Source organism: Thermoactinomyces sp. FSL K6-2592, assembly GCF_038006465.1.
In the GTDB taxonomy this organism is placed as follows: Bacteria; Bacillota; Bacilli; order Thermoactinomycetales; family Thermoactinomycetaceae; genus Thermoactinomyces; species Thermoactinomyces vulgaris.
In genome coordinates this window covers 916,428-942,441 of record NZ_JBBOVH010000001.1, presented here as the reverse complement: position 1 = coordinate 942,441, position 26,014 = coordinate 916,428, and the positions used below count along the sequence as shown (strand labels likewise).

Here is a 26,014-nt window from a genome sequence, read left to right as displayed (position 1 = left end):
ATAAAATCTACATTAAACATATTTTGCTTCCCTCTTCAATACATAGCTTCATCAAGATACCCCTTTAATTACTCCATTATTTTCTCATATCATCCATCCACTCTGGAACTTTCCAACCGCCCTCCCGTGCTCTCTTCATCCGCTCTTTAATGGACATTCCATCGGGGTCATCGATAATTTTATGACGAACCAACCATCCAATAACCAGATCACGTTCTGGATCAGCTTCGTCAACCAAGTTATACCACCATTCAGTTACTATTGAAAGTTTATTTCCTTTCTCCGCAATAGTTTGATCACATTGATACCAAGATTCTTTATCAGTGTTAGATGCAACTTGATTAAGAATATTATTTATGGTGGCATATAATAACGCTTCTTCTTTTTCTTCTTCACTTTCTAAAGAAAACCTAATCAATTCATCAAATGAGTATTTATCATTTTCCTGAGGAATTTCTTCTCTACGTTTCATATATGCCAGAAGGTTATATGCTAAACCATAATTTTGGCTTTCAGCACATTCCAAAAAATATTTTGATGCCAATAGATAATTATTAGCTTTATAGTAAACGGCCCCAACCCCCATTAAAATTTCTTTTATATTTGGTATTCTTTTTATTTTATTCAACCAAACTTCGAGTTCTTTCCATTGAGTTTTTAAATTTACTCCTTCGTATAACTTACCAGCTAAAGCCAAAATTGCATTTCCTATTCCTTGCTGAGCGGCTCTTCTCAACCACATTTCTCCCTCTTCCAATTCATCCTTATCAATATAATTATCGACGAGATTAACTCCCAATCTTAACATCGCTCTTTGATCACCTTCTTTTGCCGCCTCTCTTAACAATTTTTTTCCTCTTTCTCTATCATTCAAATACTCCCCTTCAAACAAAATTCCTCCATAGATTCGTTTCGCCTGTAAATCTCCTGTTTGTGTCGCTTTAATTAACCACATCTCACCTTCTTTAGAGTTTTGTTTAAATCCATTCCCTGTTAAAAATCTTATCCCTAATGATAACATCGCTTGAACCTCACCATTTTCAGCTGCTTTTCTTAACCATTGTTCCCCTTCCAAGACATCAATTCTTCCAAGATTTCCATCAATCAAGCACACTCCTAATAGATACATAGATTTAATGCAACCCAAATCAATCGCCTGACGCAATAGATTTTCACCATATGTTTTATCAATACCAAAATCTTCATCATTAATTACATGCCACGCTAACTTCCTCATTGCATCCACATTTTCTAAATCAATCGCAAATAGTAAACATTTTTTGCCTACTGTTTTGCTTTCTCCAATAAGACAATCAGATAAATTAAATAATAATTGTGAGCAACCTCTTTCCTTTAACTGTTGTAATAAATCTATTTCGACACCCAACTGTTCGCAATTTTTTTTGTCAGTATAAAAGATGAAAAATTTTTCTATTAATTCCATTTTCTTTTCTGTAACATTTTTTAGTGAAGCTATCCAATCTAATATATTAATAAATACTTCTTCCATATCAATTGGGCTATAGTATTCCTCTCGTACATACTCTGCAAAAACTTTGAACCTCAATTTAACCCAAGTTTTTGACTTTAAACCCTCAATCTGCTCTTCCACTAATTTTAATACTCTAATCAAGCGCGGTTTATTTAAATAAAAACCATGATAGTGCAAGTAGCTCTGGATATCACTAAAATGAAGTGGTGCAACTGGTTCAAACAAAGCCAATAAAGGTAAAAGTTCTTCTAAGATCTCATTATCTTTAGCTGAAATCGAATAGGATTGCCAATTTTCTGCCATCCGATCTAAAAAAACACTTCTACTTTCATAAATTTCAACCTTATCTATTTGAAAGTTACATCTTCTCACTTCTTTAGAAATCGCAGACACCAATAAAGGCCATCCATCACTCGCTTCCATTACTTTATCATTAAATGACCGTTCTTCACTTCCCTCATCAGGTATACCAGTTAATAAAGGTATCTCTTCCCGAGTCAAGTGATTAAGCGTGAATGTTTCTACAGGACGATTTAAACATACCCATTTCTCTACTTGCCCCGGACGTGTAGTCATTAATAAAACTACCCCATCAGGCAATGACTTAGGTAAAAACGAAAGCGTCTCACCATCCTGACTAATTTCATCTAATGCATCTATCAAAACTACAACATGACCAAGTTCTTTAGACAATTGATCTAAAGCTTGGTATAAATAACGACTTAACTTCTCATTGCTTTGAACCAAATTATTTCGTCGGATAGTCATTAATTTTTCAAAATCAAATCCTTTATCTTGTAGTCCAATCTTCTCTTCAATCAGCTTGTGCTCGATTTCTTTCATTTCTCCAACTTCCTTGATTTCTTTAGTCTGTATAGGATGTAGCAATAATGTATTAGCTTGTTCGATTAGAGAGAGAACAATTTCATAAGGCTGATTGGATTGTTTTCCGTAATGCATGATAACTCCAGGTATCCATGGAGCATATTTCTTCACCTCAATTTCCCTGGGCCCAAAACTAGTATACATAGAAGCAAATTGTTCTGATAATTTGCTACACAATGCTGTCTTACCTGTCCCCTCATCGCCAACTAACATAAAATAACGACTAAATCCTGTCTTATCGCTTGTCATAATCTCAAATAATTTACCAATAATTTCTTCACGAGCTGCAAATTGTTTTATATGCCGGTTTCGCTCATCTCTAATCGATCCAAGTAATGGGGTTAAATTTGAATTTTCAATAGAATTCAAGATACAGCCTCGTAAGTACTGGGTAAGCTTCTTCTTATAGATGTATACAGGTGTTAATAATGAAACAAGTCCTATTCGTTCCCAATCATTAGGAACTAGATTTGAAATGTTATGCATATGTTTTGATCGAAGAAATGATTGAAAGCAATATTGTCTTTCTAACTTCAAATTAACCAACAATTCACTAAAAGACATTTTTTTCACTTTCGATTTATTAATTGATGTTTTGGAATTGATAACAAAGAAAATTAACCTCAACCATTCCAAGATGATATCGCTCCACTGATAACAGGACATCAAATCAGATCCCTTTTGCTCTAACAACATTGGAATATGTTTTATTTTATGAAAATAAGGATCCTCACCATAACCGGCCACCAACCGATCACAAATCAGTAAGAGTTTATCAATTTTTTTATCCAAATCGAATTTTAATTCCCCTATAACCATACTTTCTTGTATTTTCTGTAAAAACAAATCCCGATGATCTGAAAATAATCTTCTGCCTTGGAAAATTTGATTTGTAACCCCTTTACATTTTATTCCTTTTCTTTCTTCATATCCCATAATCCCGTAAGTTTGCGCATCATCTTGAGTAATATTTAGCTGTCCCTCAAAACTTGATATATTAAAAATACTTTTACTATCGTTATTCACTCATAAATTCTCCTTTCTCTTACTACTTTAATAAGTTCATGAAGGTATCAATTGTACTGTTTAGAAATGAACCTGCCTCAAATAAATTAGAAATATTTTGCAACTTCTCATTAAGAATTGCAACAATCCCCTGATCTACTTTCCCCGTTTCCATTTGGGATTCCACTATTTTAACTAAAGATTTAATTTGTTCTTTGTCCGCATCATTTAATTCCTTTATATCATTAATCTCGCTTAATAGTCGTTCAACCAACTGTTTTACATTATTGATTTGTTCCGTACTAACAGCATTATACATGTTAATATTTTTCGATTTTCCTTGTCCAATATTAATTTGTCCAGTAATACGGTCAAAGTGAAATTGTGAGTTGTTTTGCTCACTCATAATAATCCCCCCTCATTAAAGTTATTATTATCATTATAAATTCAAAAATTAATACGAACAAATAATTTTTTCACTCTGCAAAACCAATCGTGGTTGGAGGTCGAAGTGTTGTATGAAGGATGATATCTCAACCACGGAACTGGAAAATCAACTCGGGGCTGTTTTTCATCCTTCCATCAAAGCATATTTTAACAGCTACTGGTTTGCCGAACTCGACGGATTTATTGAAAATGACTGCATCCACTGGAGCCGGTGTTGCCCCGGATCGAATTGGACAGTTTTGCGTATATGGTAAAAGGTTACAAAGAAAATCACCCCCGATTGCAACACATCCCGTTGGGAATGGAAGGAAACGGCCGGATCGTGGAGGTGGACAACCAACACGGAACCGTCCGGTTGGAAGACTTCGAGCGAAAATCATTTGCGTTTTTAGCCAATGATATCCCTTCTCTCCTTACCCGCTTAAGGCTGCGTAAATAAGAGACTCGTATCATTCAGGCCTGAGGAAAAGCTCAGGCCTTTTTTATTGGTATTTTCCCTATTTAATCTTTACAGATTTTATTCATGCTTTATATAATTCTATAGAAACAGAATTTTTCATACAGAGGGGACTAATTTTTTATCATCCAAAAATTCCTTCGAGAAAAAGGTCTATCTCAGCAATCCGCAAGGGCGGTTTGTTGATTAAAAATTAAATGCGAGTGGTATAATGCCAAGTTTCATGCCTTTGATGACCGTGTGACACGAAATCATGGTGGAAGGGGGTCCCCTTTGCGATAAAGGAGAGGTTTTCGTTGAAAAAGTATGTATTCACATCGATTTTGTTGTTTCTGTTCAGCATCGTTGCAGGATTTCTTTTGGGAACCAACTTATGGTTAATCAAAGATCACATTCCAAAAGCTGAGGCCGCCATTGTTGTTTCTCTTTTAAACATTTGCATCACCCTGTTTGCTTTGGTGGCCATGCTTGTCCGGATGCATCACGGAAACCAAAAGGCCGATTCGTTTTCCGCCGGGCCGCAACGGTCCTCAGTCCAAGATCAAATCTTGGAAAAGCGGATGAGATTGTATCAGGAACTCATCATGAAAATAAAAAAGTACCAAAAATACTATTTTGATCTTCTCTCCACTCCCAATTACAGCGAAGAAAAATTTAACGAAAAGAAAAGTTTCCAGAAATATGATGAACTGCACAAATGGTTAAAGCAATTCCATGACCAAAACAAATTGTTTCTCAGTAAAGACATGAGTGACCTGATTTATTACTATCTCATCGCAGCCAATCTTGCCCCGGAGGATGACCATCACTTGTATTCGGCCCATGCGGTTTATCATCAGGCTGTTCAGTTTACGGCCCATCCCCGTACGGTCAAAAAAATACATAAAGCGCATCCATCCTGGTCTCCGGATTATATCAAGAACATCGGGCAGGATCCGTTGACATTTGGCCATCTCATCAAGGAGCTGCCGGAGAAATGGATCCAAAAACGATTCAAATCGGACCTTGGCCGGAAACAAAACCGGATCGCTCTTTCCATCCTGCATTTCATCGGACATTTAACCGAATCGGACGGATACAAACTGCAGTCAGATCTGGAATATTTCAAACGGCTGAATCAACTCAGTTTTCATTTGACACAATTGATCAGTAACGAATTGAATCTGGCATCCGTTGAGGAAGAGATCAACATTTTTTCAAAAACCAATCCCATGGTGCCATCCTAGCCAATCGTTCATTGGATCCGAATGGCGGGAAACCATCCGGATCCATAAATTTGCAAGACGCAAGGCAATCTGCGATAAGCCCCAAACCTGGATAAAAAAGAGATTTTCAGTGCGGGGCTTTTGCGGCTTGCAAGTCAGCCTATCTAAAACCTCATCAGATATGCCACAGACTTTGTTCTTCTCAAGAATTTTTTTAATCAATATAACTCCTCACCTCTCAAAATGAACAAATCCTTATATTTCATTCAACTCTCTCCAATCATTTCAAAATAATTTTCATCCTATTTATTATTTGAAAGTTGAGTTTATTTAATAGATGAAGCATTTCATTATTATTCAATATCAAAAAGGAGGTAGCATCGTTGTATTTAGTATGAAAAAAATAATTTATCGATTTTTTATCGGCCTGCTTATTAAAGAAAGGAGATTTAAATATTGATTTCTTGGGCTGAGCAAGAAGAAAAAATCCCCGACGAGCAATTTGCCGAAATTGAGGAAGAAATTGGTGTGAAACTTCCCAAAGACTATATTCATTGGGTGCAACAATATGCTTCCCCGGAAGATGGTAATACGTATCTCCTCGTCGATGGGAAACATTATCATTTTGATGCGTTTTACCCACCAGATTCCATTATTGAAGAATTTGAAGCCCTCTATTTTGGGGAAGAAGAGTTTAAAGAATTCGGGCTTCTCGTGCCATTCGCCTTTGACGGGTCATTAAACCATTACTGTTTTTACTACCGTCCCGGAAACCTGAATCCCTTGATTCTTTGGAAAGATAAAAACGATGCATTGGAAGCTATTTTTGATAAAAATAAATTAAACAATCGTGTTCAGATATTCGGCTCTTCCTTTACAGAGTTTATTAACGCTTTATATCACCCGGCTGAAAATATTGACAGTATGTAAAGACCAGTGTTTCACTGGTCTTTTTTATGGATTAAAGGCAAAGTATTCGTTATAATATGAATAGAAAATATAATCATTGTTGAAGCTACAGTCTGAAAGGAGGAAATTATGTGGCTTGGTTAAAAACCCGTAAAGGGATTATAGTCATTCTCGCCGTACTTCTTCTCATTATTTTTATCATTTGGAACACCTTTTTTGGATTTTATCAAGGGACAGGAAAGAGTATGGGGCCCGCCATGGCCGAAGGAGAAGTTTATATTGTTAAAAAAAACCCTGACTACATACAAAGAGGAGATATCATCGTCTTCAAAGCCCCTGGTCTGAATCAGATACATACGAAACGAGTGGTTGCTTTTGGAAACGAAATGGTGGAAATCAAGGAAGGCCAACTTTATATCAACGGCGAAAAATTCGACGAACCTTATATCTTACATAAAAACAAAAGTGACCATTTCAAACCGGTACATGTCCCGACCGGCCAGTATTTTGTTCTCGGCGATGTCCGTTCCGCAAGCCAAGACAGCCGATATTACGGAGCAATCAAAAAAGACGACATCATCGGTGTCGTAATCCAATAGAAAGGTGATAAAAATGTTGGTTACATTAAAGGAATTTTGGATTCCAATGATCAAGCAGCCTAAGTCAGTCATTCGCCAAGCCATCGCCAATTGCTCAAGTGGAATATTTTTTATTTTGGCTATATTATATGGAATCACCTTGTTTTTGGAACAAGCAATGAACCGGAATGCAGGCGATACGATGGCCGTCCCGACCATTTTGGTCTTATCAGTAATTTTGGGACCAATCATCGGTATTATCTCCTGGTTTTTATACAGTCTTTTGACTTATGCAGGCACTCGCTTGTTTAAAGGAACGGCAACTTTTAAAGAAACATATAAAGCAACCGCTTGGGCAACTGTTCCGTATTCAACAAAACTTGCTTTGTTCATTCCCATGCTCCTCATTTTCAGAGAAGAAAACTTTACAACAGAGACACCGGATATTGATTCCTCATTTTTCTTGATACTGTTGTTTTTTATTGCTTTATTGATCGGATTAATAATGACCATTTATTATTTCATGGTTTACTCAAAAATCATTGGAGAAATTCACGGCATTGGTTCATGGAAAGGATTTGCTTCGATCATTGTGATACCTGTCATTTTGATTTTGTTTTTGATTGTTTTGTCACTAATATTTTTTTAAAACATGAATTAAATTGTTTTAAAGATTGAGAATCTTCCTCAATCTTTTTTCATTCTTCTTTCAAAAATTCCTCCATGAATCCAACTTGCAAGACTCCAGTCAAATCCCATCACAGGTGTCTCATATAACTTGGTAATCTTTTGGTAATCTTTTACCAAGTGAATGCAAAGATAATGTAATAGCAGAACCCTCACTCTTTTGGTTTTATTCTTTCGGCCCGGCCGTCCATAGAAGAAACACAAAACTCTTTTTAATATCCCCTGTTTTAATCGCCCTCTCCTCAATTTCATTTTTTCAGTTTATACTTTTCTTATGATTTTGCTTTCCCGGACAAAAACACAACAGCCAAGGGACTCACTGTAAATACATAGGCAAAGCAAAATCTTTTTTCAAAACGGATCCTTGATCCATCACAGGGGGAGTGAGAAACGATGAGTGAACATGAAAACAATCAACAACCCAACGAAAAAAACGCGCAAGTGATTGACCTGAGCAAAAAAAGAGAGCAGTTCGGCGTCGACGAAGGCATCAAATGGTTGCGCCGGGCGGCTCACTCCGGAGACATTTGGTCGATGACCGAGTTGGCTTATCTTATGTTGACCGGCACAAAAGTGGCACAAGATTTGGAAGAAGGCGAAAGATGGCTGAGAAAAGCAGCGGATGCCGGCGACCGGTGGGCCATGATGGAATTGGGTTACCGTTTGTTGGTCGGTGAAGGGCTGGCCAAAGATGCCGAAGAAGGAGAAATGTGGCTCAGAAAGTCAGCGGAAGCCAATTATCCGGTGGCCATGAGAATCTTGGGTTACCGTTTGCTTGAAGGAGACGGATTGGAGAAAAACCCCGAGGAAGGGGAAATGTGGCTGAGAAGAGCCGCAGAAGCCGGGGAATCCGTGGCTATGAGGGTTTTGGGTTACCGTTTGTTGAATGGACAAGGACTGGAGCAAAATATCGAAGAAGGAGAAATCTGGCTGCAAAAAGCGGCCGAATCCGGAGAAGTCATCGCGATGCGTGAATGGGGAAACTATTTGATTCACGGACTCTCCAATCCACCGAAAAATTAAGGGCTTGAACTGCCGGCAGATCTTTCCCGAAACCACAACGGGCAAGATCTGCTTTTTCTTCCATCTTTTTATCTTGATTCCACCTTCCGGTCATTGCGGTAAAACTCATGAAACAGCTTGATCAACGCCCTTTTTTCAATCCGGGAAACATAAGAACGGGAAATCCCCAGCTCCTTTGCAATTTCCCGCTGCGTCTTCTCTCTTTCTCCCCCGAGCCCGAATCGCGCCCGGATCACCTCTTGTTCCCGGTCATCCAATATATGGATGTGCTGATAAATATTGCGCCGCTCAATCTGCATCTCCACTTGTTTGACCACGTCATCCGCTCTCGTTCCGAGAATGTCGATCAAGGTGATTTCATTTCCTTCTTTGTCTGTGCCTATGGGGTCATGCAGGGAAACATCTTTCCGGGATTTTTTTAATGAACGCAAATACATCAGGATTTCATTTTCCACACACCGTGCCGCATACGTCGCCAATTTTGTCCCTTTTCCCATCTGGTACGATTCAATCGCTTTAATCAAACCGATCGTGCCGATCGAGATCAAATCTTCATTGTCTTCTCCCGTATTTTCAAACTTTTTCACAATATGTGCAACCAGACGCAGGTTATGCTCAATCAGCTTATTGCGCGCTTTGGTGTCTCCCCGGGCCATCGCTTTTAATGCTTTTTCCTCTTCTTCCGATGAAAGCGGATGGGGAAAGGCATTGTTTTTAATGTACGAGACAAACGCAATGAGCTCTTTCACCATAAAAGCCATCGCCGTCAACATACCGGGCAATCTGCGACACCTCCATCCCACTGGTCAAAAGCCCATTCATCTTCACCATATGCCCGACCGGGGCCGGGGGTGAATTTTATTTTCCAATCCATCCCTTTTATATATATGCAGCATGGGCTTGGTTAAGCAGGAAGAGGAAAAAACCGAAAAAAACAGGAGACAAAAATCTCCTGTTTTTTTCAAACCGCATGATTTGACCGGACTTACGGCCCGCCACTCCTTTTGATTGCTGCCAATTGCCACACCGGATCGATCAAGCGTTTTTATTTTATTCCAAGTATCGCCGGTCATACATCCGCACGGGATCCCCGGTGGAAACGTTCATAAAGCTCTTGTCTGGAACCCAACGGACTTCCGATCAAGTCCCAAGCCAATTTGAACAGCCAGATCCGGCTGTCGGCATCAATTTTTCGCCCCGTGATAATATTTGCTTCCCCCAATGGCTGTCGCGAAAAAAGTACCTTCATGGTCTGACCGTTTCACGGCTTTATTCTCCTCCTTCATACCACAACTCCAAGGGCAAACCAAGCAGGGATTTTCCGATCCATTCGCGGGCAATATGATTAGACGGGCCCATGACAATGCCAGCGCGGGCGTCCCGGAACAACCGCTCAATTACCCCTTTTTTATACCCGTAACCTCCGCTCACATTCATCGCCGCTTGTGTGGCTCTGCTTGCAACTTCCGCCGCATGGACTTTAAACTCCACCAGCGGGATCAAAAGCTCTGCTTGCGGCCGTCCTTCCGCCTGAAGGGCATCCAGCTCACAGGCCAAATAATTTTGCCAATGTTTGAGGCTTTCAAGCAAGATTTTCACTTTCGCCAATTCCTGCCGGATCACCTGATAATCGGCCAACCGCTTATTAAAATCCCGATGGATGGTCCCTTTGGCATACTGAACGGCTTCTTCGAGTGCTGCTTCCGCCACCCGACCCAGGCCGATCCCAAACCGATCAGGTAGACAGGCGACACACCGTTTTCAACGATTTCTTTTCCTTGGCCTTCTTCCCCCAAGCGGTCCCGGGCATGCACTCTTACGTTTTCATACCGAATGGGACCGCTGTGGTTTCCCCTGACTCCCAATGCGTCCCAATGCCCCGGTCGGATCCCCGGCTTTTTCCCGTCGATGATGAAAAAACTGATGTCCGTCGGTTTGCGGGCGCCGGGGGACCTGGTTTGAAAAACATAAAAATCGGCTTGTCCGGCACTGGTCGTAAACGATTTTTCCGCATTCAAAATATATTCGTCGCCGTCCCGTCCGACCTCGCTCAAGTTAAACCACCAATGACCGCCGGTGGCTTTTTCGCTCGTGGAATAAGTTCCGATCAATCCGTGTTGAACCGGTTCGAGCCAGCGGCGCTTTTGATCGTCATTTCCATACAGATGAATCGTTTGTGCAGCGCCCACATGCATCACGTAAACCAAGGCGGTGGAAGCGCACCCTTTGGCAATTTCCGCGGCGGCGATGGAAAAGGCCACATGGTTCAGGCCCAATCCACCCCATTTTTCAGGGATGAGCACTCCGTTCCACCCGTGTTTGGCCAACGCTTGCAAATTCTCCCTTGGAAACACACCTTCCCGGTCAATTTGTTCCGCCCGCGGTCTCACCACGGTTTCCACGATCTCCCGCACTTCGTCCCGGTATCTTTTTTCATCGGCCGCCTTGCTCATGTTTCATTCTCCCCCTTTTGGTGGTCAGTCTGTCACCGGTTGTTCCAAAAGCTGTTCTCTTTCGCGCACCAGCGGAATCACTTTTTCGCCGAATAACGCCAAATCTTCTTCATAATGCAGAAACCCGGTCAAGATCAGGTCCACCCCGGCTTTTTTCAACGCAATGATCCGGTCGGCCACCTGCTCAGGCGTTCCGATCAATCCCGTCTTAAACCCGTCATTATACTGAACCAGATCCTCAAAACCGGAGTTTGCCCACATCCCCTCTCTTTCGGGAGACGCTTTGCCGGCGAACCGGACCTGATCCCGGAACCCTTCCACCACTTTCGGATCGGCATGGGACACGATCTCACGCAGCACGTGTTTTGCTTCTTCTTCACTGTCCCGGACGATGACAAACCCGTTCACTCCGAACCGAACCTTCCTCCCTTCCAAGGCCGCCAATTCCTTCACTTCATCAATCTGTTTCCGGATCCCCTCCAGGGTGTTCCCGTTCATGAAATACCAATCGGAAACCCGCGCCGCCATTTGCTTGGCCGCTTTGGAATTCCCCCCTTGAAAAACGGGCGGCAAAGTGGCGGGCTTGGGTTTGAGCGGCGCTTGCCAGATGCGGTAAAAAGCCCCCGTGAAGGTGGTTTCTTCCTGTGTCCACATGCTTCGGAGCACCCTGATAAACTCTTCAGACCGGCGATACCGCTCATCATGATCCAGCCAAGGTTGCCCGTATTTGTGAAATTCATCTTTAAACCATCCGCTGACAATGTTCACCGCGGCCCGCCCGTTGCTGATCTGATCCAGGGTTGCGATCATTTTCGCCACCACGCCCGGGTGCCACAAGCCGGGCAGAATGGCCGGAATGAGACGAATCTTTTGGGTGACGGCCGCCAATGCCGCCGCCAACGTGATCGCTTCCAATTGATTCTCCGCACCATAGCTGCCCACAAAACGGGTTTGCAACAACGCATATTCAAATCCAGCCTGCTCGGCAATGCGGGCGTACCGCGCATTGGCTTCAAAAGACCAATCCGTTTTTTGCGGGATGTCTGAAATCACCAATCCGCCGCTTACATTGGGAACCCAATAAGCAAACTTTAATGCCATCGCTTCTTCACCTCATTTCAACAAATTGGAAACGAATCGCGAAGATATTGATGGAGTGTGGCCATCAGCATGCCTTTTCCGAATTTGACCCGGTCCTTCTCCCGGCATTTTCCGGACTGATAAATCTCGTCCAAAAACGAGACGATGGTTCTCCGGCGGGTCACGATGTCTTTCAAACCAAACCGGTACAGCGCATCATCAATCGTGTTGTAAATCCCCCGGTTGATGCCGTATTGCCGGCGGCACCAGGCGGCAAACCGGTAATCCGGTTGATGCACGAGATGCGGGCCGACCGGCGCCTGGGGGATTTTGGCAGATTGTATTTTCAATTTCCCGCGACCCCCCTGTTCACTCCGGACAAAAGGCGGTTTTTCTTGTTTTTGCCTGAATGCCACAAAACCTCTTCGATCAATTCCCGGAGAGCATCATTAAACCGCCGTTTCACTTCCCCGTCCAACACCAATTGCCCCTGGCTGTCCCGTTGCACTTGGGAATCGATGACGTAAACGCCGGCCAAAATGTGCCGCGCTCCCAATACGGACAACACCGGTTTCAGAGCATAATCGATGGCCAATAAATGATTGATGGTTCCGCCGATAAAAACGGGAAGAATGACTTTTTCAGCAAGCCCTTTTTGCGGCAACAAATCAAGATAGGTCTTGAGAATACCGGTATAGGAAGCTTTATAAACCGGACTCGCAATGATGACGGCATCCGCGTTTTCCACCCGGCGGTTGGCCTCTTGAATGGCGGGATGTTCGAAATCAGCCGTAATGAGTGCCTCCGCCGGCAGATCCGAAACGCGGATCACCCCGACTTTCAGTCCTTTTTCCTGCAAATGGGTTTGGGCATAATCAACCATCCCGTTCAGCCTTGACGTGCGCGACGGACTTCCGGAGAGAATCAACACATTGGGCATAAAGCATCTCCTCTCTGTGGCATGGAATAAAAAAGGGCACCCCGCCTGCGTGTACCCTCGCAAGCAAAGGTGCCTTCAGTTGACTGATCGGCAATGGAAACCCTGATATACACTCACAATTCCGATTTGATTAATCAAGTTTAATATAGCATACCCTCCGCCGGAAGTAAAGAGAAAATGAAGAACATTTCCGCTTTGTCCCGGACAAAAAAGAACCGCCTCCCACGAGGCGGTTCAATCGGTTCACCGCTTTCCGGACGCATCCGGCGAGGCGGCTTTTCCAACGTTTCTATTGGACCAATTTCAAAGGAACGGAAATTTTCTTGTCCACCTTTTCCCCTTTCAATATTTTTGAAGCCGCCACCACCGCTTCTTTTCCGATCAATTCAGGCTGTTGGGCAATGGTGGCGCCGAGCCTTCCATCTTGGACGGCTTTGATGGCATCATCATTTCCGTCAAAACCAACCACCAAAATGTCTCTTCCCGAACTGTTGATGGCTTCAATGGCTCCCAGCGCCATTTCGTCGTTTTGGGCGAACACGGCATCAATCTCTTTATGGCCCTGCAGCAGGTTTTCCATGACATTCAACCCCTGGGTCCGGTCGAAATTGGCCGTTTGCCGGGCGATTACATTCAAATCCCGGTCTGCGACGGAACGGAATCCTTGTCCCCGTTCACGCGCTGCCGAAGCCCCCGGTGTTCCTTGCAATTCGACAACTTTGGCATCTTTGCCCAATTGACCAATGATAAATTCCGCCGCCATTTTTCCTCCTTCGATATTGTCAGAAGCGATAAAGGAAGCCACCTCTCCCTGATCAGCCGTCCGGTCCAGCGTGATGACCGGAATGCCAATGTGGTTGGCATTTTGCACCGCCGTCGATACAGCGGAAGAATCCGTCGGGTTGATCAAGAGAATATCCACGCCTTGTTGGATTAAATCCTCAATGTCATTGATTTGTTTGGCAGTGTCATCTTGCGCATCAACGGTGATCACTTCCATGTTTTTGCTTTTCGCTTCCTTTAAGACCCCCTCTTTCAGCGAAACAAAAAACGGGTTGTCCAACGTGGAAACGCTCAAGCCGATTTTCACGTCGGCCAGATCTTTCTTTTTGGCAGGTTTGGCCCATTCCGGCGGTTCCAAGGAACAAGCCGATAAAATGAAAATGAGAGAACACATCAACAGAAGATGAACCAGCTTCTTCATCACCGACACCCTCCTCATGATTTTTTCCGGTCAATCAAAACGGCGATCAGGATGACAATTCCTTTGACCACCTGTTGGTAGAAGGAAGAAACCCCGAGCAAATTGAGGCCGTTGTTCAAAGTCCCGATAATGAGGGCACCCACCAACGTCCCGAAAATTCTTCCTTTCCCGCCGGCCAGACTGGTTCCGCCCAAAACCACCGCGGCAATGGCATCCATCTCGTAAGCCGTACCGGCCGTCGGTTGGGCGGAATTCAAGCGGGAAGTCAGGATGGCTCCGGATATCGCCGCCATCATTCCGGCCAAGCTGTAAATCAAGCATTTCACCTGGTCTACTTTAATGCCGGAAACAAACGCCGCCGTTTCATTCCCGCCGATGGCATATGTTTTTCTTCCGAATGACGTTTTGTGAAGGATAAACCACAGAATGAAAAACGTGATCAGCATGGTGACGGCCGGAACCGGAATACCGAAGAAATATCCGCGGCCGAACAATTGAAAACTGTAATGATCCCCCAGACCGGTGATCGGATTTCCGTCGGTATAAACCAGCGTCAATCCCCGGTAAATGGTCATGGTGGCCAGCGTGGCAATAAAAGGCGCCACTTTTCCTTTGGTGATCAAAAGCCCGTTGACCGCCCCCATCAAGGCCCCGAGAAGCGCAGTGATGCATATGGACAGGATCGGATCCACGCCGGATACGATCATGCCCGCCATCAACGCACTGGACAAAGCCAGGATGGAACCGACCGATAAATCAATGCCGCCGGTTAAAATGACAAACGTCATACCAAAAGCAATGAGTGCATTAATCGAAATTTGTCTGAGCAAATTCAATAAGTTCAGCGGTTCGATAAATGACGGGTTTAAAACGGCCACCACCGCAAACAACAAAACAAACGCCAAAAAAGGTCCCAATTTTTGTATGAGGCCGGCACTTTTTTTACTGATCTGTTCCATGTTGATCCCCCCCTGTTGCCAAAACCATGATTTTTTCCTGTGTGGCTTCTTCCCGTTTCAATTCCCCGGCCAGTCTGCCCTCGTGGATGACCAGAATCCGGTCGCTCATTCCCAAAACCTCCGGCAACTCGGAAGAGATCATCACGATGGCCATTCCTCTTTCCGTCAGTTCATTCATGAGATGGTAAATCTCTTTTTTCGCCCCGACATCGATTCCGCGTGTCGGTTCATCCAAGATGAGAACTTTCGGAGCCGTCCCGATCCATTTGGCAAGAACCACTTTCTGCTGATTTCCCCCGGACAGGTTTCCGGCAAGTTCATCCAACGACGTGGTTTTCACTTTCAATCGCTCCACCATCATTTGGACAAACGTCTCTTCATCTTTGGTTTTCATCCATCCGTGGGGCGCAAAGCTTTTCAGATTGGCCAGGCTCATGTTTTCCTTGATCGAAAAGTCCAACAGCAACCCCTCATCCTTGCGGTTTTCCGTAATAAAACCGATGCCATGGGAAACGGCGTCACCGGGATGCTTGATGCGGACCTTTTGGCCGTCGATCAAAATTTCGCCTTCATCATACGCGTCAATCCCGAAAATCGCTCTCATGATCTCCGTCCTTCCCGATCCCATCAAACCGGCAATCCCCAGGATTTCGCCGGAACGCACCGAAAAACTGATGTCCCCGAACACGTCCGATCGCGTGAGATGGCGCACTTCCAGAACGACTTTCCCCGGTTGGGCCTTTCTTTCCGGAAACCATTCATCCAATTCCCGGCCCACCATTTTTCTCACGACTTCCTGCGAGTCAGTCTCTTGAACCGGCTTGGTATCGACCGTTTTCCCGTCCCTCATCACCGTGATCCGGTCGCAGATGGTGAAAATCTCTTCCATCCGGTGAGAGATATAAACAATGGAAACTCCGTCATCTTTCAACGACCGCATCACCTGAAACAAGGACTCGATTTCCCGGTCCGTCAATGCCGATGTCGGCTCATCCATGATGATGACCTCGGCATCCGTCAGCAAAGCTTTGGCGATTTCAATCATTTGTTGCTCCCCGACCGAACACTTTCCGGCCTCTTGGTGAAAAGGAAGCGAGATTCCCAAACGGTCAAACACCTTTTTTGCCAGCGCTTTCATTTCTTCCGTTTTCAAAATCCCCAGCTTGTTGGTGATTTCCCTGCCGATGAACAAATTTTCCAAAACGGTCATGTCCGGCCAGATATTTAATTCCTGATGAATAAAAGCAATCCCGTCATCTTCGGCTTCTTTGGGATTTTGGAACTGTTTTTCCTCGCCGTTGATCAGAATGCGGCCCCTATCTTGCTTGTGAAGTCCCGTTAAAATATTCATCAGGGTCGATTTGCCGGCACCGTTTTCCCCCATCAAGGCATGCACTTCTCCCGGAAGGAGAGTGAAACGGACTCCTTCCAGGACTTTGTTCGCGCCAAAGGATTTATAAATATCTAGCATTTCAATTTGCATCATGCATCCCCCCTTGTCAGAAAAAGACCCCTGCCTGCAAAATGCAATTGGAATAAGGCGTGGCTTCCCCCGTCCGGATGACGGCTTTGGCCTGCCTTGTCATCTGCTTGAATTCTTCATGCGGGACATAACTGATTTGATCCGGAAATTCGCTGGTCAAAAACGCATGTTGCTTGGCATTTTCGGCCACGATTTCTTCTGCGACGAACACTTTCTCCACCACCATGTCCCCGTGAACCGCTTTCACGACGGCTTCAAACGACGGATTTCCCACCGTGACGGCCAGATCGATTTTGGGAACGCCGGCGGGCACCGGCAGTCCCGCATCGGCAATCACAATCCGGTCCGTATGCCCCAAATCGGACAGAACCTTGGAAATGGCGCTGTTGATGATTCCGGTTTTTTTCATCCTTCCCGACTCCTTTTCACTTCTTCTGCCGTCGGCATCCCACCCTGTGCACCAAATTTCGTCACAGACAATGCGGCGGCATGGTTGGCGAATTCAAGGGCTTCATAAACGGATTTTCCCCCGGCAATTTGAACCGCAAATGCGGCATTAAAGGTATCCCCGGCACCGGTTGTATCCACCACCGGCACGCTGATTCCCGGAACCAGCCATTCTTTCTCCCCGTCAAAAAAGCGTGCCCCTTCTTTCCCTTCCGTGATGATCAATTTGTTCGGATATCTTTTTAGCACTTCGGAACGGTCTTCCCCGTCAAACAAAAGCTTGAATTCATGTTCATTGGGAGTGATGAATGAAGCCTTCGCGATCAATTCCCGGCTGACGGGCCGTGCCGGTGCGGGATTGAGCAAAAGCGGAACCCCCAGCTTGTCGCAAAGCTCAGCCGCAAATTCCACCGTCTCCATCGGAATTTCCAACTGAACCAGCACGACATCCGCTTCACGAATCACAGATTCGGCTTTTTTCACATATTCCGGTGTGGTATGGTCATTCGCGCCTTTGACGACAACAATGCTGTTATCCCCTTCCGCCAAGGTGATATGTGCGGTTCCCGACCGGGTATGTGTAACCGGTTCCATATATTTCGTATTGACCCCGTTGGTTTTCAAATTCTCCAGGATGATCTCGCCGAAGTCGTCGTCCCCGACCCGCCCGATCATGGTCACATCGGCTCCGAGCCGTGCCGCGGCCACCGCCTGGTTGGCTCCCTTTCCGCCGGGAACGGTTTCAAACGAATTTCCCAATACCGTTTCGCCGGCTTGCGGACGCTTGTCCGCACTCACCACCAAGTCAATGGACGAACTGCCGATCACTGCTATTTTTGCCACGTTCCATCCCCTGCCTTTCTGGTTGTCTCTCTTTCCACAAAAGATACAGGCAATATGATTTGCTTTTTCTTGATATCCGCTTGACGGATTCTCTCCAACAACAGTTTGGCCGCTTCCTTTCCCATTTCATAGGCGGGCTGTTGAATGGTGGATAAAGCGGGAAACAGAAATTTGCTCATCGGAATGTCGTCAAAACCGATGATTTGCATCTCCTCCGGGATCTTCCTGCCCCGTCGCAACGCCTCCCGCAACACGGCCGAGGCCACAATGTCATTGACGGCGATCACCCCGTCCGTGTCCGGATACAATTCAAACAGTTTCCCGGCGGTTTCCAAAGCCCCGTCAAAAGAAAAAGAAGTGTTTAACACCTGAAACTGCACTTGGGATTTCCCGAGAACTTCCAGCGCCGCAAAAAATCTTTCATACGCGGTCCGCACATGTTTCGGGCCCCGAAGCAACGTGATATTGCGGCTGCCCCGGTCCAGCAGGATTTGCGCAGCCAGCCGCCCTCCTTCCTTTTGATCGGAACATACAAACGGAAAGTCATGATGAATCCGGTCCAGCAAGACAACGGGAATATTTAATTTTTCCCATTGCGATACTTCTTCACTGCTGGTGCTGATCACGCCAAGCACATTATGTTGGGTGAACGTTTCAATGTAACGGACTTCCTTTTCTGCATCCTCATCACTGTTTCCGATAATCAAGCGGTATCCGTTTTGTTGCAGAACATCTTCGACTCCCCGGGCAATTTCCGGAAAAAAGGGGTTGGTGATATCCGGAATGATCAACCCGATCAGCTTCGACTTTTGGAAATATAAAGAACGGGCCACTTCATTCGGCAAATAATTCAATTTCGAAATGGCGGCTTCCACCAATTTTCTGGTCTCCTCCTGAACATACCCGTTCCGGTTGATCACCCGGGAAACGGTCGCCACCGACACCCCCGCTTCTTTCGCCACATCTTTGATCGTCGCCATTACTCCCACCATTTTTCTTTTTTGATATGTAACCGTTTACATCATTATGTCACAAAAATGTTTAATTCACAAGATAAATCTTTTTTCTCTGTTCAAATTAAAAAAACATGCCAAAAGGCCGGCTTTTTGCCATCAGCCGGCCGTTATCACCAATATTTTCCATTTGCAATCCAAAAAAGAACCCGGTAAAATGAATGTTACCTTCATGCACATTATATTCGAAAGAACATAATTACTCCATAATAATTATAAAACATAATTCACCCCCTTGTCAATCTTTTTTTGAAAGGAGCGGAAGCATGGAAAATTCCAAACGGATCTGGCAGGAAGAGCAAGAACGTGTCGACCGGGTGATCGATGAAATCGACGGACGCCTTTCTTCGCTCGAACAGCAAGCAAACCAAGTCAAATCAGACATTGTGGATATACGCAAAAACTTTTGGGAAGATGTGCGGATCAATTTTGCCGACGAGATCGAAACAACCGAAACCGTGGTCAGCATCAAGCAACAAGCCGAAGTTTTGGCGGAAAGAGAGCGCCGCCACCGAACCGCGCAAAAACAAGTGCAACTCTTAAAGAAAATGAAATCCTCCCCCTACTTCGGACGGATTGATTTTACCGAACACGGGGAAGAAAAAGAATCGATTTATCTGGGAATCGCCTCGCTGGTCGATGAGCAAACGAATGAGTTTCTCATTTATGACTGGCGCGCCCCCGTCTGCAGCCTGTATTATGATTACCCGCCGGGGCCTGCACGGTATGAAACGCCGGGCGGAACGGTCGAAGGATTCATCGGTCTGAAGCGCCAATTCCTGATAAAAAACGGAATCATTGAAAGCTTGTTTGACACCGGGATCACCATTGGCGATCAACTGTTGCAGGAAGTGCTCGGAAAAAGATCCGACTCCCAAATGAAAAGCATCGTGGCCACCATTCAACAAGAACAAAACCGCATCATCCGTAATGAAAAAAGCCGGCTGGTCATCGTTCAAGGGGCGGCCGGGAGCGGAAAAACTTCGGCCGCGTTGCAACGGGTCGCCTATCTCCTTTACCGGTACCGGAATTCATTGAAAGCCGAAAATATCCTTTTGTTTTCCCCCAATCCGATGTTTAACCGGTATGTCTCCACGGTTCTTCCCGAACTGGGGGAGGAAAACATGCAACAAACCACTTTTCAGGAGCTGTTGGAACATCAATTGAAAAATCTATTGAAAGTGGAAGATCCGTTTTCACAAATTGAATATACCTTGACAAACCATCAGGAAGACGGGTATGAGGCAAGGATTGACGGCATCCGCTACAAAGCCTCCCGGGCATACATCCGGTTGCTGGACCTTTACCTGTCTTATCTCGGGCAACATGGCGCGTTAGTCTTCCGGGACATTCCGTTCCGTGGCGGCACGATCATTCCGGCCGGGGAAATCAAAGCCCATTTTGCTTCCCTGGATTCGTCCCTTCCGCTCACCCACCGGATCTCCCTGGTCAAAGACCGGCTGATGGCAGAACTGAAAAAGCGGGCCCGGGAAGAAGTCAAAAAAGACTGGGTGGATGAAGAAATCCAGTGGTTGAATCCGGCCAATTACATCCGCGCTGACCAAGCGCTGCAAAAAGACAAACATTTCACTTCCGATACCTTTGACGATCTACAAAGGGAACGGCACTGGCTGGCCAAAAAAGTGGTCCAAAAACACATCAAACCGGCTGTCCGCATGGTCAAAAAACTCGGATTTCTGGACATTCCGGCCATCTACCGGCAACTGTTTGCCGATCCAACCCTGGCCAAAGATGCCCTCGGGGTCACGGATCTGCCGGAAACCTGGCCGGACATCTGCCGGCAAACGGTTGCCAAACTGGAGCAAAAGGAGCTTTTTTACGAAGACGCCACTCCTTTGCTCTATTTGAAAACCCGGCTTGAAGGATTGGAAACCAACCGGTCCATCCGCCATATTTTTATCGATGAAGCGCAGGATTACTCGCCTTTTCAGTTTTTCTTTTTAAAGCGTTTGTTTCCGCGCAGCAAGATGACAATCCTCGGCGATTTCAACCAGGCCGTCTTTTCTCATACCCCGGTTCATCACAATATGGCTGAGTTATCCTCTCTGTATGGAAAAGAGCAAACCGAATTGGTTGAATTGAAACGAAGTTACCGGTCCACCTTTCCGATCATCGAATTCACCCGTCACCTGGCGGAAAACAAAGAAGCCATCGAGCCCTTTGAACGTCCGGGGAGCAAGCCGACCGTGACCGAAGTGCAAAACCGAAAGGAACTTCACAACCGGATTCTCCACCGCATCGAAACATTGCTAAAAGACGGGCATGAAACGATTGCCGTCATATGCAAAACAGCCGCGGAAAGCCAAAAGGTTTTTGATGCATTGAACAAAGCAACTGCCGAACCGGTTCAACTGATCACGAAAGAATCCGTCGAATTTCACCCGGGCATCCTGGTCATTCCGGTTTATCTCGCCAAAGGCATTGAATTTGATGCCGTGATTCTTTATGACGCTTCCGGGGATCAATATCACCGGGAAAACGAGCGGAAATTATTGTACACCGCCTGCACCCGCGCCATGCATGCTTTGCACCTTTACTGCCTCGGCAAAATGAGTCCGTTTATAAAAGAAGTCCCTGAAGACACCTATCTCCGGGATCATCAATAAAAAAAGAGCGGGAACATACCCGCTCTTTTTTTATTGGAGCATTTCCCGCAACCGGTGAATGTGATCGGGGCTACCGCTGATAATGAGGCGATCCCCGACTTCCAGCACGGTGTCCCCGTGAGGAAGGATGGCTTCATTTCCCCGCAGGATGCGGATGATCAACGTATCCCCCCAAAAAGTCAGGTCCCGGACCCGTGCCAAATGGTAACGGTGGTTCAACAATTTCACTTCCATCAAATTTCCGTTATCATGGTTCACCAGTTTAAACAGGGTCGGATGTTCAATCAAAATCTTGGTCAACGTTTGATTGGCAAAGAAGGTGGAGATAAGCTGGATTCCCAGATTGTTTAACGACTGTTGCAACTCTTTGCTTTCCACCCGGGCAATGATCCGTTCAACGCCTTGTTTCTTCGCCGCTTTGGCCAACTCCACGTTCCTTTCATCATGCGGCGTGAACAAAACCATGATATCGCATGAAAATCCGTTTTCCTTTTGCAGGTATTCCTCTTCGACCACCGGCAATTGAATGATCGGAAACGGACGCTGTTTTTCTTCCAGATTCGATTTATCCGCTCCGTAAACCTTGACTTCATACCCGTCCCGGTGCAAATCCTGCGCCAGGGTCAATGTCGCGGCATTGATCCCCACCAGCGAAACGGACGGGCGTTCCACCTCATCGACGGCATCCGGCAACAATTGCTGGAATATAATCGGCGGAATGATCACGGTGATGGACGCGGCCAAAATCAACGCCGTGTTCATCGTGTTATTGATGATTCCGAGATCCATCCCGACCGCCGCGGCGGCAATGACCAAACTGATGGTGGATGTCAACAAAATCCCCGAACTGATTGACTCGCGCCAAGAAAACCACTTGCGGAAAATCAAAACCAAAAGTCCTTTGGATAAGATAAAGGCAAGCAAAATGAGCGGAAACATGATCAAAGCACGGGCATCCTGCATCAACGAGACCAGGTCCAGCTTGGCACCCACCATCACAAAGAATATCGGGATTAAAAAGCCAAAACCAAATGCATTCAATTGACTGACAAACTCTTCACGCGGCCCCAACAACGACACAATGACGCCTGCCAAAAAGGCTCCCAAAATATTTTCCGCCCCGACTGTTTCCGATAACGCGACAAAAAACAGGATCAAAGCAAAGACGCCGCGTGTTCCGATGGAAATTGTCTCTTTGGAAATGGATTCGGTCAGCCGAATGGGCTTTAATGCTTGGATAATGCGGTACACCGCAAAGAAAATCACAAAAAATAACAATAACAGCAGCACGCTGAAAAATCCTTTTTCCGACTTCAGCGCCGCATAAACCGCCAACAAAATCATGGTGATAAAGTCCGCAAAAACTGCCGTCACCAAGATTGATTGTCCCAGCGGTTTTTTATTGATCCCTTTATCTTTCACCACCGGCAAAGTGACACTCAATGAGATCGTGGAAATGATCAAAGTGATAAAGTAAGGATCTTTGATAAACCCCGCAACATATAAGATCCAACTGATCACAAAAGACAAGAGAAGGATGCTTATAAAACTGATCAGACCGATCATGAGCGGATTTTCCCGATTCTCTTTCTTTCCGCTTGTCTTACCCGTGTTTAAAATCATATTAAAGTCGATTTCCAGTCCGCTTAAAAACATCAAAAAAATAATTCCAAGCGTGGACAACATTTCCAGCCAGGTGTCCTCAACCACCCATCCCAAGCCGCTTTTTCCCAGGATCAAGCCAACCATGATTTCTGCGACAACGGCCGGAATCGCATTCCATTTTAAACGGTGCAATAAGATCGGAACCAAAAATGCCACGATGACCACAATCATGACTGAAATCAATGAATGATCCACTTCCATATCTTGTCCCCCCATCCATTACGGGTTTCAATTTTCTACCTGTAGACCCTGCCGGAACATGAGAAGTTGCAAAGCACTTTCTTGCTCATCATAATGGTCTTTGAGATCCGTGACAAGTGCCGGGCGATATAATTTTATTTTGTTTCCGCCCGACAAGGCCTCCTTTTTTTACCAACATGCCTTCTCCCCGCTTGGTACACCGGCCAGCGACGGTGAACCGGCATCAACCCTTGCATGGAGATTGAAATTGCTTTCACAAACGTACTATAGTAGGTAAAGAGTGAGTACGGAGCACCAAAGGAGAGAAAAAGGATGAATCAAACGTCGAACAAAACTGCTGTCAATATGAACCAAGGGGCTCTGATCGTTTCCTGCCCTGAAAAGCAAGGAATCATTGCTGCAATCACACAATTTCTTTATGAAAACGGAGCCAACATCTTGCACTCCGATCAATTTTCAACCAATCCGGAAAGCGGACACTTTTTTATGCGGGTCCAGTTTCTGATGGACAACCTGACCGGACGGATTGATGAACTTCGGAAACAATTTTCATTGATTGCAGAGCCGTTTCAGATGGATTGGAAAATCACACATCCGTCCGAAAGAAAAAAACTGGCGGTCTTCGTTTCAAAGGAAGACCATTGTCTGCGGGAACTGTTGTGGCGTTGGAGTATCAAAGAATTGAATGCCGATATTGTCATGGTGGTTTCCAATCACCCGGACATGGAATATCTGGTTACACCCCACAACATTCCTTATTATCATGTCCCGGTGACCAAAGAAAACCGTGAAGAAGCCGCAGACATCCATCTGGAACTGCTTCAAAAACACCAAGTGGATACTCTTATCCTTGCTCGTTATATGCAAATTATCCCTGGTAAAATCATCGACCGTTATCCGAATCAAATCATTAACATCCACCACTCGTTTTTGCCGGCCTTTATCGGTGGGAAACCGTATCACCAAGCGTTCAACCGCGGGGTGAAGCTCATCGGGGCCACAGCGCACTATGTCACGGAAGATTTGGATGAAGGTCCCATTATCGAACAAGATGTGAGCCGTGTCAATCACCGGCATCAAGTCGCCGATTTAAAACGAATCGGACGCGATCTGGAGCGGATCGTTTTGGCCAGAGCCGTCCAATGGCACATCAATGACCAGATTATCGTTCACAATCACAAAACCATTGTGTTTGAATAAAAAATCCCCTTTACAGGGGATTTTTTGCTTTATGACCACAACTTCGGCAACTCTTCCACACTGACCACCAATCCCATGGTTGCCATGATCACAGCGACCAGGATGCCAAAGACCGTCAGCCAAAGCGGATGCCTGTATTCACCGACAATCTCCTTCCGGCGGGCGGCAAACAGGATGATGGCCAGTGAAAGTGGCAGAATAAAACCATTTAACGTCCCCACCAAAATCAACATTTTCACCGGTTTTCCCACCACCACAAAAACCGCTGTGGACAACAAGATGAAGCAAACGGTCCACCACCGGTGATGACGGTCGATCTTTTCATGCCAAGTGCGAATAAAGGAGACGGAAGTATATGCCGCTCCCACCACCGACGTAATGGCGGCCGCCCACATGACCAAACCGAACAATTGATAGCCTGTCTCTCCCGTGGCCAGCTGAAACACCGAAGCCGCCGGATTGCTTTCGCTTAATGTTCCCCCCGCAGAAACCACGCCCAATGTCGCCAAAAACAAGACCAAACGCATGACCGATGTGATGATGATTCCGGAAACCGAACTTCGGTTGGTTTCCGGCAACGCTTCCGTTCCTTTCAATCCGGCATCTAAAAGGCGGTGCCCTCCTGCAAAGGTAATGTATCCGCCAACTGATCCGCCGACCACGGTCACAATGGCCATAAAAAATGCATTCCACCCGTCAACGGGCACATCGGGAACCAGCGAGCGCACCGCAGCTTCACCCAGGGGAGGATGCGATCCCACTGCCACCCAGAGCGTCAGCCCAATCATCACAAATCCCAACAACACGGCAAACCGGTCCATCACTTTCCCGGCTTCTTTTGACAAAAAAACCATCACGGCAATCAACCCGCTGATGACCGCTCCCCATACCGCATCCACACCAAACAACACTTCAAACCCCAATCCGGCACCGGCCACATTGCCAATGTTAAAAGCCAATCCTCCTGACACCACCAAAAACGACAAAACGTGGCCGAGCCCCGGCCGGACCGCATGGGCAATATCCTGCGCCCGCATCTTCGATACAACAATAACCCGCCAAATATTTAATTGGGCTCCAATGTCGAGCAAAACGGAAGCCAGGATCACAAACCCGAAACTGGCTCCAAATTGGGCCGTGAATACGGAAGTTTGTGTCAAAAACCCGGGTCCGACGGCAGAAGTGGCCATTAAAAATGCGGCCCCCATCAA

General features: G+C 45.6%; 23 protein-coding genes and 2 pseudogenes. 9 read left to right on the top strand and 16 right to left on the bottom strand.

Annotated elements, in window-relative coordinates; all coding sequences use genetic code 11:
- Positions 1-76 precede the first annotated feature (76 nt).
- Together NYE37_RS05040 and NYE37_RS05035 are read right to left on the bottom strand one after the other, a co-directional pair.
- Positions 77-3,403, bottom strand: a complete 3,327-nt coding sequence (locus NYE37_RS05040) for an AAA family ATPase (RefSeq protein ID WP_049720375.1) — start codon at positions 3,401-3,403, stop codon at positions 77-79.
- A gap of 22 nt (positions 3,404-3,425) precedes the next feature.
- Positions 3,426-3,788 (bottom strand): hypothetical protein, encoded by a 363-nt coding sequence (locus NYE37_RS05035; protein WP_037994654.1) that lies wholly within the window; start codon positions 3,786-3,788, stop codon positions 3,426-3,428.
- Positions 3,789-3,900: 112 nt separating this feature from the next.
- Here NYE37_RS05035 and NYE37_RS05030 point away from each other — a divergent pair, with 112 nt between their 5' ends.
- From NYE37_RS05030 to NYE37_RS05000, 7 genes are all read left to right on the top strand, one after another.
- The gene (locus tag NYE37_RS05030) at positions 3,901-4,083 is read left to right on the top strand and encodes a hypothetical protein (protein WP_121874189.1); all 183 of its coding nucleotides are present in this window, start codon (positions 3,901-3,903) and stop codon (positions 4,081-4,083) included.
- Positions 4,044-4,268 carry a hypothetical protein gene (locus NYE37_RS05025; protein WP_049720376.1) on the top strand — a complete coding sequence of 75 codons (225 nt, stop codon included), beginning with the start codon at positions 4,044-4,046 and terminating at the stop codon, positions 4,266-4,268. The genes NYE37_RS05030 and NYE37_RS05025 overlap by 40 nt, the downstream gene beginning before the upstream one ends.
- 314 nt (positions 4,269-4,582) lie before the next feature.
- Entirely contained in the window at positions 4,583-5,512 is a 930-nt protein-coding gene (locus tag NYE37_RS05020; RefSeq protein ID WP_049720377.1) for a hypothetical protein, read from the top strand.
- Positions 5,513-5,947: 435 nt separating this feature from the next.
- The gene (locus tag NYE37_RS05015; RefSeq protein WP_049720378.1) at positions 5,948-6,421 is read left to right on the top strand and encodes an SMI1/KNR4 family protein; all 474 of its coding nucleotides are present in this window, start codon (positions 5,948-5,950) and stop codon (positions 6,419-6,421) included.
- Positions 6,422-6,531: 110 nt separating this feature from the next.
- The gene (gene lepB, locus NYE37_RS05010) at positions 6,532-6,999 is read left to right on the top strand and encodes a signal peptidase I (RefSeq protein WP_236533705.1); all 468 of its coding nucleotides are present in this window, start codon (positions 6,532-6,534) and stop codon (positions 6,997-6,999) included.
- 16 nt (positions 7,000-7,015) lie between these two features.
- Positions 7,016-7,627, top strand: a complete 612-nt coding sequence (locus NYE37_RS05005; RefSeq protein WP_165489733.1) for a YIP1 family protein — start codon at positions 7,016-7,018, stop codon at positions 7,625-7,627.
- Between the two features lie 431 nt (positions 7,628-8,058).
- On the top strand, positions 8,059-8,688 hold the full coding sequence (locus NYE37_RS05000; RefSeq protein ID WP_049720381.1) for a tetratricopeptide repeat protein: 630 nt from the start codon (positions 8,059-8,061) through the stop codon (positions 8,686-8,688).
- A gap of 68 nt (positions 8,689-8,756) precedes the next feature.
- Here NYE37_RS05000 and sigK read toward each other — a convergent pair whose 3' ends face one another.
- The 12 genes and pseudogenes from sigK to NYE37_RS04940 all read right to left on the bottom strand — a co-directional run bounded on the left by sigK (position 8,757) and on the right by NYE37_RS04940 (position 19,077).
- The gene (gene sigK / locus NYE37_RS04995; protein ID WP_049720382.1) at positions 8,757-9,470 is read right to left on the bottom strand and encodes an RNA polymerase sporulation sigma factor SigK; all 714 of its coding nucleotides are present in this window, start codon (positions 9,468-9,470) and stop codon (positions 8,757-8,759) included.
- A gap of 268 nt (positions 9,471-9,738) precedes the next feature.
- Positions 9,739-9,886: pseudogene (locus NYE37_RS04990) on the bottom strand (4-hydroxyphenylacetate 3-hydroxylase C-terminal domain-containing protein); the annotation flags it as partial.
- A gap of 71 nt (positions 9,887-9,957) precedes the next feature.
- Positions 9,958-11,141: pseudogene (locus tag NYE37_RS04985) on the bottom strand (acyl-CoA dehydrogenase family protein).
- A gap of 24 nt (positions 11,142-11,165) precedes the next feature.
- Entirely contained in the window at positions 11,166-12,242 is a 1,077-nt protein-coding gene (gene sfnG / locus NYE37_RS04980) for a dimethylsulfone monooxygenase SfnG (RefSeq protein ID WP_049720384.1), read from the bottom strand.
- Positions 12,243-12,259: 17 nt separating this feature from the next.
- The gene (locus NYE37_RS04975) at positions 12,260-12,571 is read right to left on the bottom strand and encodes a hypothetical protein (protein ID WP_340711850.1); all 312 of its coding nucleotides are present in this window, start codon (positions 12,569-12,571) and stop codon (positions 12,260-12,262) included.
- The gene (gene ssuE / locus NYE37_RS04970) at positions 12,568-13,161 is read right to left on the bottom strand and encodes an NADPH-dependent FMN reductase (protein ID WP_052186671.1); all 594 of its coding nucleotides are present in this window, start codon (positions 13,159-13,161) and stop codon (positions 12,568-12,570) included. The genes NYE37_RS04975 and ssuE overlap by 4 nt, the downstream gene beginning before the upstream one ends.
- Positions 13,162-13,450: 289 nt before the next feature.
- Positions 13,451-14,365 (bottom strand): ribose ABC transporter substrate-binding protein RbsB, encoded by a 915-nt coding sequence (rbsB, locus tag NYE37_RS04965; protein ID WP_037994667.1) that lies wholly within the window; start codon positions 14,363-14,365, stop codon positions 13,451-13,453.
- A gap of 14 nt (positions 14,366-14,379) precedes the next feature.
- Positions 14,380-15,324, bottom strand: a complete 945-nt coding sequence (locus NYE37_RS04960) for an ABC transporter permease subunit (protein ID WP_037994670.1) — start codon at positions 15,322-15,324, stop codon at positions 14,380-14,382.
- Entirely contained in the window at positions 15,308-16,807 is a 1,500-nt protein-coding gene (locus NYE37_RS04955) for a sugar ABC transporter ATP-binding protein (protein WP_049720387.1), read from the bottom strand. The genes NYE37_RS04960 and NYE37_RS04955 overlap by 17 nt, the downstream gene beginning before the upstream one ends.
- A gap of 16 nt (positions 16,808-16,823) precedes the next feature.
- A complete protein-coding gene (gene rbsD, locus NYE37_RS04950) occupies positions 16,824-17,216 on the bottom strand; it encodes a D-ribose pyranase (protein WP_236533697.1) in 393 nt (130 codons plus the stop codon).
- Positions 17,213-18,097, bottom strand: a complete 885-nt coding sequence (gene rbsK / locus NYE37_RS04945; RefSeq protein WP_037994676.1) for a ribokinase — start codon at positions 18,095-18,097, stop codon at positions 17,213-17,215. Before rbsK ends, rbsD begins: the two co-directional genes overlap by 4 nt.
- Positions 18,085-19,077 (bottom strand): LacI family DNA-binding transcriptional regulator, encoded by a 993-nt coding sequence (locus tag NYE37_RS04940; protein ID WP_037994678.1) that lies wholly within the window; start codon positions 19,075-19,077, stop codon positions 18,085-18,087. Before NYE37_RS04940 ends, rbsK begins: the two co-directional genes overlap by 13 nt.
- Positions 19,078-19,376: 299 nt before the next feature.
- Here NYE37_RS04940 and helD point away from each other — a divergent pair, with 299 nt between their 5' ends.
- A complete protein-coding gene (helD, locus tag NYE37_RS04935; RefSeq protein WP_340711849.1) occupies positions 19,377-21,737 on the top strand; it encodes an RNA polymerase recycling motor HelD in 2,361 nt (786 codons plus the stop codon).
- Between the two features lie 30 nt (positions 21,738-21,767).
- Here helD and NYE37_RS04930 read toward each other — a convergent pair whose 3' ends face one another.
- Entirely contained in the window at positions 21,768-23,603 is a 1,836-nt protein-coding gene (locus tag NYE37_RS04930; protein ID WP_037993240.1) for a monovalent cation:proton antiporter family protein, read from the bottom strand.
- A 312-nt stretch (positions 23,604-23,915) separates the two neighbouring features.
- On the opposite strand from NYE37_RS04930, the gene purU reads away from it, so the two are divergent.
- Positions 23,916-24,803 (top strand): formyltetrahydrofolate deformylase, encoded by an 888-nt coding sequence (purU, locus tag NYE37_RS04925; RefSeq protein ID WP_198241437.1) that lies wholly within the window; start codon positions 23,916-23,918, stop codon positions 24,801-24,803.
- Positions 24,804-24,832: 29 nt separating this feature from the next.
- Here purU and NYE37_RS04920 read toward each other — a convergent pair whose 3' ends face one another.
- On the bottom strand, positions 24,833-26,011 hold the full coding sequence (locus NYE37_RS04920) for an NRAMP family divalent metal transporter (RefSeq protein ID WP_082240550.1): 1,179 nt from the start codon (positions 26,009-26,011) through the stop codon (positions 24,833-24,835).
- Positions 26,012-26,014 lie beyond the last annotated feature (3 nt).

Bases quoted from the DNA above. Each gene is read 5' to 3' on its own strand.
- NYE37_RS05035 (WP_037994654.1), bottom strand. From the start codon at position 3,788: ATGAGTGAGCAAAACAACTCACAATTTCACTTTGACCGTATTACTGGA.
- NYE37_RS05030 (WP_121874189.1), top strand. From the start codon at position 3,901: ATGAAGGATGATATCTCAACCACGGAACTGGAAAATCAACTCGGGGCT.
- NYE37_RS05000 (WP_049720381.1), top strand. From the start codon at position 8,059: ATGAGTGAACATGAAAACAATCAACAACCCAACGAAAAAAACGCGCAA.
- sfnG (WP_049720384.1), bottom strand. From the start codon at position 12,242: ATGGCATTAAAGTTTGCTTATTGGGTTCCCAATGTAAGCGGCGGATTG.
- ssuE (WP_052186671.1), bottom strand. From the start codon at position 13,161: ATGCCCAATGTGTTGATTCTCTCCGGAAGTCCGTCGCGCACGTCAAGG.
- rbsB (WP_037994667.1), bottom strand. From the start codon at position 14,365: ATGAAGAAGCTGGTTCATCTTCTGTTGATGTGTTCTCTCATTTTCATT.
- NYE37_RS04960 (WP_037994670.1), bottom strand. From the start codon at position 15,324: ATGGAACAGATCAGTAAAAAAAGTGCCGGCCTCATACAAAAATTGGGA.
- NYE37_RS04955 (WP_049720387.1), bottom strand. From the start codon at position 16,807: ATGCAAATTGAAATGCTAGATATTTATAAATCCTTTGGCGCGAACAAA.
- rbsD (WP_236533697.1), bottom strand. From the start codon at position 17,216: ATGAAAAAAACCGGAATCATCAACAGCGCCATTTCCAAGGTTCTGTCC.
- NYE37_RS04940 (WP_037994678.1), bottom strand. From the start codon at position 19,077: ATGGCGACGATCAAAGATGTGGCGAAAGAAGCGGGGGTGTCGGTGGCG.
- helD (WP_340711849.1), top strand. From the start codon at position 19,377: ATGGAAAATTCCAAACGGATCTGGCAGGAAGAGCAAGAACGTGTCGAC.
- NYE37_RS04930 (WP_037993240.1), bottom strand. From the start codon at position 23,603: ATGGAAGTGGATCATTCATTGATTTCAGTCATGATTGTGGTCATCGTG.
- purU (WP_198241437.1), top strand. From the start codon at position 23,916: ATGAATCAAACGTCGAACAAAACTGCTGTCAATATGAACCAAGGGGCT.
- NYE37_RS04920 (WP_082240550.1), bottom strand. From the start codon at position 26,011: ATGGGGGCCGCATTTTTAATGGCCACTTCTGCCGTCGGACCCGGGTTT.